Genomic DNA, 16,109 nt, shown 5'->3' with positions numbered 1-16,109 from the left:
GATGGTGTTCGACATTCAAAAAAAGCAAGCCCCTGTGCTCATAGGAGAGCAGGGGCTTCTGTCTCTGCGAAAGAATTATCATAATCTAAAGTTTCATATATCTACAGATCATGGTCATAATATCTTTAGCCTGGTCGTAACGGCCCGAGCCCTTAAAGCCCTCGACATAGAGCTTGAGGAGGGCGTTAACCACCGATTCGTACAGGGGCCGCTGCTCGATCTCATAGCGAAGCGCTGCATATCAGATCCGGCTGCGTCTTCGTGAATCTAACCTGGCAGGAGGAAGCGTCCAAGGTATGAAGGATCTCTATTTGGAGTATCTTCAATAATTTAAACGGGATTCATAAGAACATACAGTTAGCCGTTGTGTGGCTAATCTAGCCCCCGCAGTTATGCGGGGATTTTCTTTTTGTATAGGTCTTTACCGCGACAGCCCTGTCGGATAGAGAAATTGAAGGAGTAATTATAGAGCTGGACGTGAAATGGGTTCTGCCAGCTGACGGGGCTCGCAATAGCTCGGGAGAGTAATCAGATAACCCATAGGCTCAAAAGATTTTAGGGAAAGGGCGAGTTTGACTAGGTATATAGAAGTGGTTTGATAATTCAATGAGACTATATAAGGTGCGACAATGGACTCATAGTTATTGTATGAAATGGTTCAATCTAGTAAACTTCCAGATAGAAGGAGATAGGGAACGCCTTCTACTAATACATAAAAAGGGAGATAAAATAATGAATTACAAGAGAATTAAGAAGCTAGGGGTATTGCTCCTGACTATGGTACTAGCTCTGACAATCGCACCCGCATGGTCTTCGGCGGCGAAGGGGTCAATTGTTGTAGAGGTCAATGGGAACTTGATATCTTTTCCGGATGCGAAGCCGTTCATGGATAAGAGCAACCGGGTCCAGGTGCCTGTCAGATTTGTAAGTGAAGCGCTTGGAGCTGAAGTTCGCTGGAGCAGCCATAGTAAGCAAGTCACTGTACAAATGGGGGAAGACACAATTGTCCTAACTCTAGGAAAAAAGGCGTTCACCGTAAATGGTCAAACCAAACAAATGGACACGGTTGCCCAGGAAAAACAGAACAGAGCTTTTGTCCCCTTGCGTTTTGTCAGCGAGGCACTTGGTGCCAAGGTAACGTGGCATCCAGACCTATATAGCGTGGAGATTCTGACAGGACTTGCAGCGGAGCAACCTGAAACCTCAAAAGGAACGACCACCCCCAAAGATCCTTGGGACGAATGGAAAGCCTCGAGAAGTATAGAGGGGGAGACTGAAAAGAAAGAGACTGAAGGGTTTAGTTACTATGGCTCCTACAAATCTGGATTAGCTGTAAATGGTCACTTTGAAAAAGGGGACGGGAAAGAAATTATCATTATAAAACCCCAAGTCAAATTTAGCAGGGGAAATGAGGATTATAATCAACAGGTCAAAGATCTGGAGGAAATCTTACTCCAAAAGATTGACTCAAAAACAGTAGATAGTACCATAAAATATGTGAAACAAAAAACCAAAAGGGAAGATGAGCTAGAGTCAAAGGAATTCAGTGATGATACATATAGAATTGTAGTAGTGTCAAGCTACTGGGACGATATAATTGTATCAGTTCGGTATAAGTAGGTGAAAGTTGAATGAGGAAACTTATAGCTTCTTTATTTCTGGCTGTATTCATCTGCGGTCTTGTACCGCAAGTCAGTATATTCGCTGAACCAGAAGATGAAACCGAGACTAAGTTAACTTTAGAGGAGTATTTAAAGACACTTACTCCTGAAGAGGTATTGAAACGAGCTAATCAGGATATGGAAGAATTATATGGGGAGAAAAACTTCTATCCACAAAAATCAAAGGGGAGAACGTTTAATACAACATTAGTGCAGCAACAAATTGATGAGGCAATTAGAAAGCCTAAGGAATTTAAAGGTTTCGACATTGTATATGGCACAAGTCATGGCACCACGATTACACACAAGGGAAAAACCATGCAAAGATACTCAGGTTATAATGTCTTTGGTGACCCAGTATCAACAGATGGCTTCCCATGGGACGCGGGCTGGAGCGGTACCAAGATTCAGAATTTTTCATTGATTCCGTACCCTTGGAGATCAAGGGATGTAAATGAAACATTCAACGATTTTCCCAATAACTTTAATCGTGAACTCCCCGACAAACTACTAGAATACCTACCAGATACAACCTTCGAAAGCAAAATCATCGAGGCGCTGAATGAAGAATACGCTAATCAGCTTTACGGCGAGAACCTCATGTACAACAATCAGAATAAAAAGTACGAAGACAGCAAGGTTTACGACAGGGGCACCGCCCCCAAAGGAGGCTGGATTAAATACGTGCACGTGATCCAGCCGCCAACGTATCTCTCCCAGGGATCTGGGAGAGTGTACTTAACCAAGGGTACATATATGGACGTGCCGATCGCTGCATTTATAGAGACTGAGCCTAGTGATATCTCTGCAGAGTTTGTGGACCTGCCGTCCGAGGCTATGGCTGGAGATGAAGTCTATGTTTCTGTATGGCTAAGGTCTACGTTCCCTAAGCGGGAAACCGCCAAGTTTTCGTGGAGTGTTACCCGCAAAAGCGATGGGCTCCCTCTGACGGTGGCGGAAAATCAACTGACATACGGAGGCGGGGTGGCCGCTGAATCAGGATCCATCGGAATTTCCAAAACCGAGAAAAGACGTCTGAACGTCTCTTTTACGATGCCGGAAAGCGATGTACGGATTCAGTTCAAGATTAATGAGGACGGTAAGCAGCCTGAAGAGGTGATACTGGATAACAACGTGATCAGCTCAGATATTAAATTGAGCATCCCGCAGCAGCTGCCTTATGACATGCTAACGAAGAAGGTCAAGCTTGACCTTCCGAGCAGTTCCGCAAAATTGGAATTGCCTGATTTGCCCGATGCGAGGTGGGCAGAGAATGAGAATGCAGTAGGTAGACTTAACGTAATCAACCAGTCACCGGAATTACTGAGGGACTTCAAGGTTCATAATAATCCGGATGTCAACATAAACAGTACGATTGTATACCGCACGCCGGTGGTCACTTATACGATCAAAAGAGAGGATTACGGGGATAATCCGCTAGGGGAGCGATGGCTCAATTTGGACAAACCCGGAATCCCGCTTTCCAAGACAGGCCAGATTCACTATGAAGGCTCCATAAGCAGAAAGTACAAATACACGCACTCCTGGCAGGTATGCTCCGGTGAAGGCGAAGATAGAACGTGTGAGACTAAATCGGAAACCCGGGAAGGAACCGCAACGGCCGATTTTACATCGGATACCATTACGAAGGTCTATGATATGTACGTCTACAACGGAATGAAGGATGTTCCAAAGCGTGAGTATCGTAACGAAATTGAAGAGAATCATACGGATTCTCTTGCCAAGAAGCTATTTTGGGAGAATGAACCCTATCACTACGACGTCATTCGCTGGATGCACCATCAGGATGAGAGCGGGAAGAAAGATGATTGGACACAAGTGCCTGGTCAGTATAAAAGGACGTTCATTCAACAAGCCAGCGGAAGCGTGAAATGGAATATTGAAAGCTCCATGAGCAATGAATATGCCCAAGCCAGAAATGCCGCTGCTAAGCGAAATAACAACAAGAAGCTCTTCGACAAGGCGGTATTCGCCACCGATAAGGAGCTTCAGAAGTACGATTATCCGATCAAGTCGGGATACTACTTCAACCCTGCGGGCAGCTACACGTTTACCGTTAAAACGGAGGTATTCAAAGATAAGCAGCCGAAGGACATGACGGACGATCATAAAGATCTGGTGAACGGACTTATGAATTCCTTCCGGTATGAGACCGACCTGATGTTCATTAACAATCAGAAGGTTGCTGTTAACATCAGAAACGAGGAGCTTAAAGAAAAAGGCGGCGGGTTCGAGCGGAAGCCCGGAACTATATCCCTGAAAAACAACAAGTCGGTGGACTCGACCCCACTGATCAGCGTGCTGGATCGAAGTAAGGATCCATCCCGTTACAAGAAAAAAGTAGAAGAAATCAAGCACACGGACAAGCGCGGCGGCGACTCGCACCCGTTCTGGAAGATGGTGCTTGAAGGCTACAGCGAATCGTATACTGCGGGAAGCAACACGAACTACGCCTACCGTGAATACGTGAAAGCCGGACAGCATATGTACAAGATTACGGAAACCTCTACTATTACCATCGTTGTTAACCCGGGCAATACACCGCTGTACACCCATGCAAGCATGCCAAATGGGACTTACTACGTGAAGGCCTGGTTTGACACGGTCGATATGACGCAAGGGAATCATGCTTACAAGGATCTCAAGCAATTACAAGGGGTTGATGACATAGATTCCATTAAGGTAACCGTGGCGGGCTCGATGTTTGATGATTTGAATAACTGAAAAACGCCCAAATTCGAATAATGGAAGCATGGCAAACTACTCGGAGGTGAAGCATGCAGCTGAAGGTAGACCCCGACCGCATTCTCGGCCTAGAACAGGGGATGAAGCGTTTAAACCAGGTACTGGAGAATGATGTTATTAGACTGTACGGAGAGCTGTCCCAGTTGGTGAGCTCTGTCAGATCCGCTTACCGGGAAAGCTATGATGTCCAGTCCTCCGCAGCCGAACTGGAGCGAGCGCTTGGGGAGATTCGCAGGATGATGGAGTCGATTAGAGGCCAAATGGACGCCAAGGCATCGACGCTGCGTTGGGCTGCCGGGCAATATCATGCATCCGAGAAGCAATCCCGAAGCTTGACCGGAGTGGCCCGGAAATTCATCTGGAATAAGGCAGGCCTGCTGAGTCGCTGGGCACAGAGCGGGTTGCAGCAGGCAAAAGGAGGGGTGGGCGGTTTTCTAAACAACCCCCTCTCTCTTATAGATCGATTGAAGGAAATGCTGCTTACTATAAAGGAAGCGTCGTTAAGCCAGCAGCTCAAGCCATTTGAAGAAGACCCGCGTATTGCTTCGTTACTGCATATTATGAATCACGGCAGTGTGGAAGAGAAAAGCTGGGCGCGAGATCAACTGAGTGAGATTGCACATGCAATCTCTGAAATTGCCCGGAGCCAGGTTGCTTATAACATTTATGAGAAGTATGGAAATACCGCTTATATGGAGGGGGCAAAGCAGCATGCTGAACTGCAGCGTTCCCTTCTGAAGCAGCTGGGTATAGATGAGCGCTACTTTGTAGGCACAGATTTGAGAGCGCAATTTACAGGCTCCCCGATCTCGGCTTTGGAATTCAATCCGCTGCTGACTGATGGCTCCGAGATGCCGGATCAGGATGAACTCCGCTTTGTGATTGCTGCTGGGCTGGTCAATGAGAAGTATCGTCATTGGGCCAAGTTAAATTATAATGAGATTGAACTGGCGGTGAAGAGGGCGGAGGCGATCCGGGAATTCGAAAGACAGGTCGAGGAGTATCGCCGGCTGCATGGCCCGCCGATGGAGCTGCCGGATGGAACACCGATCACACCGGATAACAAGGAGAATGAGACGACCTTTAATTATTTTATGGAGAAGGTCTACGATCCCAACAAGCCCAATGCAAACGGGCCATTAGAATACTATGTATGGTTGGAAGACACCTATGGCATGACCGAATGGCGTAAGAAGGTCGTCATGGCCGACCGGGTTGCCTACGAGTTTGTTTTTGCGTTAGTGGAAGAGACTGTAATGGGCGTGGTAGGCACGGCAGAGTTTGTCTTCAAGCTGGTGGTAGACCCTGAGAATACGGTAGAGGGAGTCGTCAAAAGCGTCGCTTACTTGGCCAAGAACCCTGAAGTGTTAGTAGAAGCCGCCAAGACCATGTACAAGAACTTCAACGAGGGAACACCTGAGGAAAGAGCTCAGATGTTAGGATCGGCAGCTTCGTATCTAATCCCGGGAGTTACGCTAACGAAGGCCGGAAAAGCGGTTAAAGTGATGGACGGCCTGCAAAAAACGGCAAAGGCTGCCGACAAAGCAAAGGACATCAATAAGTTACTTGAGGCCCAGAGGTCTTTTATGGATCTGCTGCCTTTTACCATATTAAGGACGGATACGGGGCACCAGATGATTGTGCCTAAGGATTTTTCAAGAAACCTGCAAAAGCATGAAAGTCCTGATGTAGGGGGATCTGGGGGTAGGCTTGAGGGGACGGGACAAGCTGGTAAACCTGTTGTAGATAAAGAGAGATTGCTCGGGAGTCTACAAAACACAGAAAACTTTAAACAAGGAACTAAAGAAAATGGATTGAGCCATATTTTTGATGGTGAAATACTCAAAAATGGGAATGCCAATGGTTTTCATTATGAAGGGATGCCAAATAGTAACGGTAAAATTGTCGGGAATGTTGACCCACCTAATGAGTTTGGTGTCTATCAAGCCAATGTTGAAATTAATGGAGTACTAAAAGGACCTAAATCTACATTTTTTCCAAAGGAATGGACACCACAACAGGTAATAGATTCAGTAAATGAAGCTTTTAATAATAAAGTAAATATAATAAACAATAAATATATAGGGAAAACAAGTACGGGAATGGAAATAGAGTTTATTTTAAGAAATGATAAGATAATCTCAGCATACCCAATATACTGAATTGGGGGGTATTTCAATGATGATAAAATATAAATATAAATTGAAATATATGGATGAATTTAATATGGTTGTATTGGATTTTGACGAGGAAAAATCACTAGAGTTCGCCAGTATGATAAGTGATCCCTTAGGATCTGATATACCTTGGAGATTTAAAGATTTGAAAAAGGATATTGAGAATTATGTTGATTTATTAAGGGGAAATATGCCCGAATATAGACATGGAGGAAATGCATCCAGCGTTATTTCTTATAGGGACTACACAATAATAGAAGATCCATTTTATGATGAGGAAGAAGATGAAATTGAACCGATCTGTAAATTAGAGACAATTGAATTTGTGAAAATTATATTACTATGGGCTTACGAAACGTATAAATATAAAAGCGAGAGGAGAGTGATTGCTTTAGAGGAGGCAGAAATGGTTATGAATTGGATTGAACAAAAAATGTTAGAAGTTAAGAGTATAGAGAATGAATCTATAAAATAGCTTGTGTGTAAAGCCATTTACAACCTTAACAATAAGATCGTACAATACAACCAATAAATGAACACTAAACAATTAACAAACACTTGATAAACTTTCAAAAGCTCCTTCCAACTTTAACCATGAGTAGGAATGAGCTTTTTTTCTTTTCCCAAAATCAAAGGAGGACGAAATCAATGTACAGGTAATAGTAGAGGAGATAGGATTAAACCTTAGAGGATTTTCTATCTTCTAAGGTACTATTTTTAATAGGAGTGCCGAATAAAATAGAATTCGATCCACATAGAATTTGTAAAATAAAGAGCTCAGATGTTAGGATCGGCAGCTTCGTATCTAATCCCGGGAGTTACGCTAACGAAGGCCGGAAAAGCGGTTAAAGTGATGGACGGCCTGCAAAAAACGGTAAAGGCCGCCGACAAAGCAAAGGACATTAATAAGTTACTTGAGGCTCAGAAATCCTTTATGGATCTGCTGCCTTTTACCATTTTAAGAACGGATACGGGGCACCAGATGATTGTGCCTAAGGATTTTTCAAGAAACCTGCAAAAGCATGACGGTCCTGATATGGGGGGATCTGGGGGTAGGCTTGAGAGGACGCCAAAGGCTGGGCCAATAAAAGAAGTTGAAATTGTTGATCACACTGGAAAACCGATCGGCGAATTAGATGAGATTGACTTGAAAAATGGTATTTTCTATGAGGATAAGGCAGCGAAGGGGCTTGATATCATCAATCCTAAAACTGGATTACCTGCTCAAACACCTCAGCAATTTACGGATAAGCAAATATTGGATAAAACAAGAAAAAGAATTAATAATATTGCAGAAGCTACAGCTACACGAGCTACTAAAAATGGGATTCCAGACGTACCTTCATTAGATCAAATTAAAGGTATTCGGAAGTTCGTTTTCAGATTAGATGGAGATACTCCTGAATTAAGACAAGCTGTAGAGAACAGCTTGGAACAATTAAGAAAAGAATTTCCTGATTACACTTTTGAGGTATGGTTTGGAGGGGAAAAATAATGTCAATTTGTGCTATGGTTTTAGAGGCAAAGGATGAATTTGAAGAGAAGTTTTTCATTCCTGTGGCTGCTGAGTCTTTCTTTCAAGAATGTTGGGAGCCAGCAATTGAAGAATTAGGGTTAAAATGGACTAAAGTATTTTCTGTTGGCATTGATTTAGTTGAAGAAGATTTTCCATTTGTTTTAGAAGAATTATCAAAGATAAAAGAGTGGGCGAATGAAAATTTACCTGAGGAAAAGAGGATAAAGATTATTGAAAGAATTGAATTGATTGAGACAGAAGTGCCGATAGCTTTTAATCATCGAGATGGATTAGTAATTTTTATTGGGTAGTCTTTCTGACAATTCCAACAACATCAACAAACCAAACACTTGATAAACTATTTAAAGCTCTTTCCTCTTGAATTATGAGTAGGAATGAGCTTTTTTTGCATCCAAAAATCAAGGAGGAGGAAACGAATGGCAAAATGTGAACAGGCGAAAGTGTTACAGTAATCAGGGCGTATCTATTTTCAGGCTAGAGAACAGGTTCAGAAGTTGTTAGATGTGTAAAGTTTTTGGATACGGTAGCAGATCAGAAAGACGGACTGCCGCGCCAGTATTATTGAGTCAGATACCACCATGATTGACCTGTTTTATTCAACTACCGTCGGCAGCTATAGCTGTCGTTTGGTTGTTGCAGAACTTTTTTTATTCCTGCTCAAAAAAAACAATTTATTCAGAGCAGCAAGTCAATCTTTGTTCAGCAATAAAACTGACACCGGTCGAGCACCGGTGTCAGTTTATTTAATTTACGCTCTGGCCAACTCAATTTAAGCTATATGACTTTTGGATTCGTCATTAGACCCTGGCTTAATCTATTGCTTCATATATCTCCAGATCATGGTCATAATATCTTTAGCCTGGTCGTAGCCGTCCGAGCCCTTGAAGGCCTCGACATAGGGCTTAAGGAGGGCGTTGACCACCGATTCGCGCAGGGGCTGCTGCTCGATCTCATAACGAAGCGCTTCGGTCAGTTCCGCCTGTGTCTTCGTGAATCTCACCTGGCAGGAGGAATCGTCCAAGGCCTGAAGGATCTCCTCCTGCTTGACCTCCTCCTGTGTCAGCAAGCTTTTCATGACATGTAACTTCTCATCGTCGATAACGGAGGTGTTCTTCTCCACCAGGCATTCGATGATATAGCTCATGTAGTGCAGCAATATCGTGCGGGCCACGTCTTTGGGCTCGATATTGGATTGGTTGATCGATTTGGCCGTAAACAGCAGATGCTGCTGGATTCCCATGAAAATGACAGCCGCCTCAAAGGCGCATCGGCGCAGCTTCTCGCCGTAGACGTCGACCAGGCGATCCGCGAGCCATCCGATCTCGAAGATGCGGTAGCGCATCACGTACTGCTTCATCTCTTTATCACGAGAATGCAGAATTTCTTCGAACAGGGCGGTCAAGCCGTATTTCTGGCTGCTCTGTGCAATCATTGATATTTGCTCGATCAAGACCTCGATATCGCCAGGGTCCTTGCCAATCTGCAGCTCGCTTCTTTTCATATGCGCTTCATAGCGAATTTGCTCCAGCACGGCACTGACGCATTCGTTCTTGGAAGAGAAGTAATTGTAGAACGTCCCCTTGGAGATGCCTGCGCGTTCAATAATATCTTGAATAGAGGTGGGCATGATCCCTTTCTCAATAAATAAGGCAAAGGCATGGTTCACCACTTGGATTTTTCGTTGATTCATGAGTTCCTCCGTACTACTTGATATCAACAAGTATATCTACGATCCTCGAGAAAAACAATGCGAATTATACCCAGGGTACAAAAACTTGATTTTATTGTACCGATGATATAAAATCATCAAGTGACTTAAATTTTAAATAGAGATAGGAGAAACTTCTGTATGAGCAGCACTGTCAAACAGTTAGAAAAGCCGCCCTACTTAATGCTTGGCTTGTTATTTTTTGCAACCTTTGTTGCCTTCTTGAATAATTCATTACTTAATGTCGCTCTGCCGACAATTATGGCGGACTTCCACATCGATTATTCCGCTGTTCAATGGTTGTCCACCGGTTATATGCTGGTCAGCGGGATCCTGATTCCCGTATCGGCCTTCCTGCTGATGAAGTTTACGAATCGCACCTTGTTTATTACGGCCTTATCTATTTTTACCGTAGGAACCTTGATCGCTGCGATTTCTCCCAACTTCGGCTGGCTGATCGCCGGCCGGATGATCCAGGCTGCAGGCTCCTCCGTGATGTCTCCCCTGCTGATGAATATTATGCTAATTAGCTTCCCGCGTGAGAAACGCGGTGCAGCCATGGGGGTATTCGGTCTGGTTATGATCGTGGCTCCGGCGATCGGACCGACGCTGTCCGGTTATATCGTGGAATATCATAACTGGCGCCTGCTGTTTGAGATGATTCTGCCGTTTGCGGTTATCGCGCTGCTGCTGGCCATTTGGAAGTTCCGCAGTGTCATGCCGACCAAGCCAACCAAGCTGGACTACCTGTCCGTCGTGCTGAGCACAATCGGCTTCGGCGGATTGTTGTATGGCTTTAGTGATGCCAGCAGCGCGGGCTGGGACGATCCTGTCGTCATTACCTGCATTGCTGCCGGTGCCATTGGAGTTGTATTGTTCGTTATTCGCCAATTGCGTCTGGAGATTCCGCTTCTGAACCTGGGCATTTATAAATATCCGATGTATTCGATGGCTTCGATCATTTCAGCCGTTAACGCGGCGGCCCTGTTCTCGGGGATGATCCTGACGCCTGCCTACGTGCAGAATGTCCGCGGCATTACGCCGCTGGATTCCGGCTTGATGATGCTTCCCGGCGCGATCGTCATGGGGATTATGTCCCCGATCACGGGCAAGCTCTTCGATAAGTTCGGGCCTCGTATTCTTGGCTTTGTCGGTCTGGCTATTACCGCGGTTACTACGTATATGATGTCGAAATTCAATCTGGAGACGACCTACAGCCATATCATTTCCTTGTATTCCCTGCGTATGTTCGGAATATCTATGGTCATGATGCCGATTATGACCAATGGCTTGAATCAGCTGCCTACGCGTCTGAATCCGCATGGTACGGCTGCCAACAATACGATTCAGCAGGTCGCTGGCGCGATAGGTACCGCGATCTTCGTCTCGATCATGAACTCTAGAACGAAATCAAGCGCCGCCAGTCAAATCGCGGCTCTGGATCCAACTACGATTACGGATCAGGTGAAGGCGCAAATCGGCCAAGCCGCTCTCCTTGAAGGGATTCAATTTTCCTTCGTCATTGCGGCCGCGACTACTGTGGTCGCGCTGATTCTGACGCTGTTCGTCAAGCGCGTAGACGTAAGCAAGGCGGCTCTAGCCAAGCTTGAGAGCGAGCCTGAGCCTAGCGCGACGAAATAAATGAAGTAATTGAATAACATTGGTTTATCCAATCCAAGCTCGAAGCCCCAGTCTTAGGACCGGGGCTTCAATTTTTTTTACAAACTTATAGAATTATTCCCACAAACTTTGGCAATAATGCGGGGCTGGGATACTACTATCCGCTGTCCTGTTTGAGCAGCTCAATGAGCTCATAGAGATAATGCGCGCCGCGAAGCTGCTGTTCGATTTGCACATCCATATAAGCCAATGAATCCATCGTAATTCTTCGAACCTCGGACAGGCTTTGCTGATTGATTTTCTCCATGATCTCGCGAACCTTCTCCAGCAGGTAAACGGAGGACTGTACGGTTCTAATAATTAATAGCCGGCGAATGTCGTCGCGATGGTATCGTCGATAACCGCTCTCGGGATCGCGGTCAGGAGCAATCAAGCCTTCCTTCTCCCAATGCCGTAACGTGGTAGCAGGCACACCTATTTCCTCCGCGACTTCCCCGATGGTATACCCCTGCTTCTTCCGGCTGGCGAGGAAGCTTTCCATTTGATCCGGCTTCAGAATCTCCAATGCCTGCAGGGCCTGCTGCTTCTTCTGGTACAGCTCGGCTTGCACCCGGTTGATCTCCCACAAAGCTTCCGTAAATTTCTTCTGCTGAAGCATCGGCATCACCTTCCGAACCAAGGCCATGCCAAATCCCGGATACATCGCCCGGATACACTTAAAATAAGCCTCATGTTCCTCCGTATAGATGCGATAGCCGTTGGCTCCCCGCTGAGGAGGCGGAACAATCCCCCAAGCCTCGTAATGCCGCAACGCACTCGTGCCGACATCTAATTTTCTCGCGATTTCAATGGGTCTAAGTTTCATACAGCCAGCTCCCTATACGCAAAAGATTGAATTAAAACTTTAGAGTAACGTGACGGCTTATGATCTTGTTTGCGGCCTTGATGGTTTATCCTACAAAACATCATAAATGCATCATAAACCAAAACCTTCACACTTGCACGAATGTTGTAATATCGAGTTAGATTTAGCGATAGGAGGTTGTTTGAAATGACGGAGCAAATGCCTGGAAAGATCATCCCGATCCTGCCCTGCAGGTCCTTAAATGAACAGCTTGACTTCTACCAATCGTTAGGCTTTGAAATGACGTATACGCAGGCAAGGCCGAACCAATATGCTTGCGTGCGTCATCTGATAGCCGAATTGCATTTTTTTGTGCTTAAAGAATTGGATCCTGCGAAGAATTACAGTATGTGTTACGTCCATGTGGCTGATGTGGATGCCGTGTATGAGACCTTGTGCGAATCGTTAAAAAGAAACACGAACCGCATTCCGGTTAGAGGCTATCCGAAAATAACGAAGCCGAATAGCCTTGCGGAGGACCGCAGGTTTAATCTCGTCGATCCATCGGGAAATCGCATTCTCATTGGAACAAAGCATGCTGCGCCCCAATCCAAGGCTGAGCCTGAGGTCACCGTGCATGCTTCAAAATTTAGAAATGCATTTGAAACGGCGTACAAATTGGCCTATGCCAAGGATGATCCTGCGCATGCTGCCAAGGTTCTGGACCTGGTGCTGCCAAGAATGGAAGAGGCGCCGCTTCCCCTTAGATACAGAGCCGTAATATTGCGGGCGGATATTGCGCATTTGCTGGATGAGAATGAAGCCGCGCTGTCATTCATGGATAAAGTCAGCCAAATTAGCCTGTCTTCTATTAGTCTGTGTGCGGAGGAACACCTTCTGGTGCAGGAGGCGGCCAAGCGCTTGGAGGAGCTGCGAGCAGCGCTGCTGGCAGATCGAAGGCTGGAGCGCCCTGAATAGCTTAAGCGCCATCATCCCCAACCGGGGCAAGCTAAGTTTCATTTAAAACCTTAAAGTAGCGTGGACGGCTTTTGTTCCTGATTACACCGCTGCATTAAGCAGCCGCTTCTTAAACCTTGACACTTGCACGAATGTTGTAATATCGAAGTAGGTTAAGAAATTTTGCTAGGAGTTGGAAAGCAGGGGAGAACTCTGGATTGGAATGGACGCATGTTCTCCCTCCCAGCGAGGCTAGGATATCCATGATATCCAAGCTGTCCATGATGTTCAGATTCAGAAATGTTGATAGGAGGAGATCGTTTGAATAACGAGATACTTATTAAGGGTGCCAGAGAACATAATTTGCGCAATATTTCCTTGTCCATCCCTAAAAACAAGCTGGTTGTACTGACAGGACCATCCGGATCGGGCAAATCTACCTTGGCGATCGACACTTTATTCCGGGAATGCCAACGGCAGTATCTGGAATCCATGGGCATGCAGGGAATTAACAAACCGAAGATGGACTCCATCGTCGGTCTGTCTCCAGCCATCAGCGTCAGCCAGCATGTGACCAATCGCAATCCCCGTTCCACCGTAGGTACAGTCACTGATATGTACACGAGCTTGCGCATGATCTTTGAGAAGCTGGGGAAGCGGCCTTGCCCGAATTGCCATCAGGAGATTCAGCCGACGCTGAACCAGGAGGACATCGAGAAGGAAGCAGGCAGCTTCAGAGAATTTATTAAGTGTCCGCATTGCCAGCATCGTATGGAGAAGCTGACACGCACCCATTTTTCCTACAATACGATAGAAGGCGCATGCCCGACCTGCAAGGGGTTAGGCGAGGTGGTGCAAATTCATGAGGCATCCGTCTTTCATCCGGAGAATTCGATTGAAGGTGGTGCTGTTGATCTGTGGAAGGGACGGTATGCGGAATATCAGGTATCGATTGTCAAGGCGGCCATGAAGCACTACGGCGTACCAATAGAGGACGGTCTTCCCTTGAAGGACTATAGCCCGGCGCAAAAAGCGATTCTGTACCATGGCGTGGAAAGCCAGGAAGTGAAGCAATGCTTTCCTCCTATCGCTCCTCCCAAGACGGTAGGCGAAGGAAAGTTTGAAGGCGTTCTGACGGGCATGTGGCGGCGGTTCTCTGAGAAATCAGGCGCGTCGGCCGAGGCAGAAGCGTACTTCTATTCGCAGCCATGCCATGACTGTCAGGGCAGCCGGTTAAATGAAATCAGCAGAGCCGTCACGGTTGCGGATGCGACGATCCCCCAGCTTGTCCAGCATTCCCTGGAGGAAATGCTGGATTGGGTGAAGCGGGTCGAGTCAGCGCTAGATCACGATTCCCTGCTGCAGGTAGAGACGTTCACTCTGGATATGGCCACCAAGCTCAATCGATTGATCCGAACCGGGCTGGGGTATCTGACCTTAGACCGTCAAACGATCAGCCTCTCCGGCGGTGAAGCCCAGCGCATCCGGTTAGCCTCCATCCTGGATTCGGCCCTTACCGGCGTGCTGTATATTCTGGATGAGCCTACGGCGGGCCTTCACCCGCGGGATACCCTGGGCTTGGTTAGCGTCATGAAGGATTTACGGGATCTGGGGAATACCGTCCTTGTCATCGAGCATGATGTCGATGTGATGAGAGAGGCGGATTATATTATCGATATGGGGCCGGGAGCGGGGGCTTACGGCGGAACGGTGATCGGCGAGGGGACTCTGTCTGAGCTCATCCATCAAGAGAAGTCTATAACCGGCCAATACCTGTGCCATGAACCTGCAGCAAAAAGAACTGTCCGCCAAGGTACGGGACAAGCGATTGTCGTGCATCGGGCTAGCCTGCATAATTTGCAGGATGTGACGGTATCCTTTCCGGTCGGCTGTTTAATTGCGGTGACGGGGGTCTCAGGCTCTGGAAAATCCACGCTTGTCTTTGATGTGCTGGCCAAGGGAAATGACAAGATCCATGAAGGCTTTGAGCGGGTGGACGGCTTGGAGCACTTCGGCCAAATGGTAATCGTGGGACAATCGCCACTCAGCAGGATGAAGCGTTCGAATGTCGCAACGTACACTGAGGTATTCACCGAAATCCGCAATGCCTTCGCACAACGGAAGGAAGCCAAGCAGCGGAAGCTGACGGCCAAGCATTTCTCCTTCAATACGGAGGGCGGGCGCTGCGAGAATTGTCAGGGACTCGGATATGTCCCGATGAACATGCTGTTTTTCCCGGACTTGGAGGTGACATGCCCGATTTGCCATGGACAGCGCTTCAAGGAGGAGGTACTGGCGGTCCAGTATCACGGGTATTCCATCAATCAGATTCTGGAGAGCTCTGTACAGGATAGCTTGGATATTTTTAAGGAGGAAGGGAAAATCCGCTCGATCCTAGCATTGCTGGTGGAGATTGGCTTGGGCTATTTAAAATTGGGGCAGTCGCTTACGACGCTCTCCGGCGGGGAAGGACAGCGGTTGAAGCTGGCGAAGGAGCTGATGAGGACATCGCAGACCAGCACCCTCTACTTATTAGACGAGCCGACGACAGGGCTGCATCCGAGTGATGTGAAGCAATTATTCAAGCTGCTGGATCGCCTCGTGGATGCAGGCAATACCGTGATCATTGTCGAGCATAACAGCGAGCTGATCAGAGCCGCGGACTGGATCATCGATCTAGGCCCGGAAGGGGGACGGCAGGGTGGTCATATCATCGCAGAAGGGACGCCGGAAACGGTCATGAAGCATGCGGGCTCGCATACCGGCCGGTATTTATGATCTACAAGGCAACTTCTTAAAATTTTCGGGTTAAATCTATAATCTCGGCCATTTCCCTAGG

At 46.7% G+C, this 16,109-nt stretch carries 11 protein-coding genes; 9 read left to right on the top strand and 2 right to left on the bottom strand.

Annotation, left to right across the window (positions count from 1 at the left end):
- Positions 1-648 precede the first annotated feature (648 nt).
- From BN2762_RS11035 to BN2762_RS11010, 6 genes are all read left to right on the top strand, one after another.
- Entirely contained in the window at positions 649-1,620 is a 972-nt protein-coding gene (locus BN2762_RS11035) for a copper amine oxidase N-terminal domain-containing protein (protein ID WP_222861061.1), read from the top strand.
- A gap of 641 nt (positions 1,621-2,261) precedes the next feature.
- Entirely contained in the window at positions 2,262-4,406 is a 2,145-nt protein-coding gene (locus BN2762_RS11030) for a hypothetical protein (RefSeq protein WP_148499923.1), read from the top strand.
- 257 nt (positions 4,407-4,663) lie between these two features.
- Positions 4,664-6,589 carry an EndoU domain-containing protein gene (locus tag BN2762_RS27660; RefSeq protein WP_230202487.1) on the top strand — a complete coding sequence of 642 codons (1,926 nt, stop codon included), beginning with the start codon at positions 4,664-4,666 and terminating at the stop codon, positions 6,587-6,589.
- A gap of 19 nt (positions 6,590-6,608) precedes the next feature.
- Positions 6,609-7,079, top strand: a complete 471-nt coding sequence (locus BN2762_RS11020) for a hypothetical protein (protein ID WP_055109923.1) — start codon at positions 6,609-6,611, stop codon at positions 7,077-7,079.
- A 378-nt stretch (positions 7,080-7,457) separates the two neighbouring features.
- On the top strand, positions 7,458-8,099 hold the full coding sequence (locus BN2762_RS27655) for a hypothetical protein (RefSeq protein ID WP_230202486.1): 642 nt from the start codon (positions 7,458-7,460) through the stop codon (positions 8,097-8,099).
- The gene (locus BN2762_RS11010) at positions 8,099-8,431 is read left to right on the top strand and encodes a hypothetical protein (RefSeq protein ID WP_055107049.1); all 333 of its coding nucleotides are present in this window, start codon (positions 8,099-8,101) and stop codon (positions 8,429-8,431) included. Before BN2762_RS27655 ends, BN2762_RS11010 begins: the two co-directional genes overlap by 1 nt.
- 524 nt (positions 8,432-8,955) lie before the next feature.
- Here BN2762_RS11010 and BN2762_RS11005 read toward each other — a convergent pair.
- On the bottom strand, positions 8,956-9,831 hold the full coding sequence (locus tag BN2762_RS11005; RefSeq protein ID WP_055107048.1) for a TetR/AcrR family transcriptional regulator: 876 nt from the start codon (positions 9,829-9,831) through the stop codon (positions 8,956-8,958).
- A gap of 159 nt (positions 9,832-9,990) precedes the next feature.
- Between BN2762_RS11005 and BN2762_RS11000 the strand changes: the two genes are divergently transcribed.
- Positions 9,991-11,490: a DHA2 family efflux MFS transporter permease subunit gene (locus BN2762_RS11000; protein ID WP_055107047.1), complete on the top strand. Its 1,500-nt coding sequence runs from the start codon at positions 9,991-9,993 to the stop codon at positions 11,488-11,490.
- A gap of 136 nt (positions 11,491-11,626) precedes the next feature.
- Here the strand turns inward: BN2762_RS11000 and BN2762_RS10995 are convergent, their stop codons facing one another.
- Positions 11,627-12,334 carry a MerR family transcriptional regulator gene (locus BN2762_RS10995; protein ID WP_055107046.1) on the bottom strand — a complete coding sequence of 236 codons (708 nt, stop codon included), beginning with the start codon at positions 12,332-12,334 and terminating at the stop codon, positions 11,627-11,629.
- Positions 12,335-12,520: 186 nt separating this feature from the next.
- Here BN2762_RS10995 and BN2762_RS10990 point away from each other — a divergent pair, with 186 nt between their 5' ends.
- Both BN2762_RS10990 and uvrA read left to right on the top strand, forming a co-directional pair.
- The gene (locus tag BN2762_RS10990; protein WP_055107045.1) at positions 12,521-13,291 is read left to right on the top strand and encodes a bleomycin resistance protein; all 771 of its coding nucleotides are present in this window, start codon (positions 12,521-12,523) and stop codon (positions 13,289-13,291) included.
- Positions 13,292-13,591: 300 nt separating this feature from the next.
- Positions 13,592-16,048, top strand: a complete 2,457-nt coding sequence (uvrA, locus tag BN2762_RS10985; protein ID WP_055107044.1) for an excinuclease ABC subunit UvrA — start codon at positions 13,592-13,594, stop codon at positions 16,046-16,048.
- Positions 16,049-16,109 lie beyond the last annotated feature (61 nt).

The organism is Paenibacillus ihumii (genome assembly GCF_001403875.1).
GTDB lineage: Bacteria > Bacillota > Bacilli > Paenibacillales > Paenibacillaceae > Fontibacillus > Fontibacillus ihumii.
Note: the sequence above shows the minus strand (reverse complement) of the source record. Positions and strands in the feature narration are given on the sequence as shown.

Bases quoted from the DNA above. Each gene is read 5' to 3' on its own strand.
- BN2762_RS11030 (WP_148499923.1), top strand. From the start codon at position 2,262: ATGTACAACAATCAGAATAAAAAGTACGAAGACAGCAAGGTTTACGAC.
- BN2762_RS10995 (WP_055107046.1), bottom strand. From the start codon at position 12,334: ATGAAACTTAGACCCATTGAAATCGCGAGAAAATTAGATGTCGGCACG.
- BN2762_RS11000 (WP_055107047.1), top strand. From the start codon at position 9,991: ATGAGCAGCACTGTCAAACAGTTAGAAAAGCCGCCCTACTTAATGCTT.
- BN2762_RS11005 (WP_055107048.1), bottom strand. From the start codon at position 9,831: ATGAATCAACGAAAAATCCAAGTGGTGAACCATGCCTTTGCCTTATTT.
- BN2762_RS10990 (WP_055107045.1), top strand. From the start codon at position 12,521: ATGACGGAGCAAATGCCTGGAAAGATCATCCCGATCCTGCCCTGCAGG.
- BN2762_RS11035 (WP_222861061.1), top strand. From the start codon at position 649: ATGAAATGGTTCAATCTAGTAAACTTCCAGATAGAAGGAGATAGGGAA.
- BN2762_RS11020 (WP_055109923.1), top strand. From the start codon at position 6,609: ATGATAAAATATAAATATAAATTGAAATATATGGATGAATTTAATATG.
- BN2762_RS27655 (WP_230202486.1), top strand. From the start codon at position 7,458: ATGGACGGCCTGCAAAAAACGGTAAAGGCCGCCGACAAAGCAAAGGAC.
- BN2762_RS27660 (WP_230202487.1), top strand. From the start codon at position 4,664: ATGATGGAGTCGATTAGAGGCCAAATGGACGCCAAGGCATCGACGCTG.
- BN2762_RS11010 (WP_055107049.1), top strand. From the start codon at position 8,099: ATGTCAATTTGTGCTATGGTTTTAGAGGCAAAGGATGAATTTGAAGAG.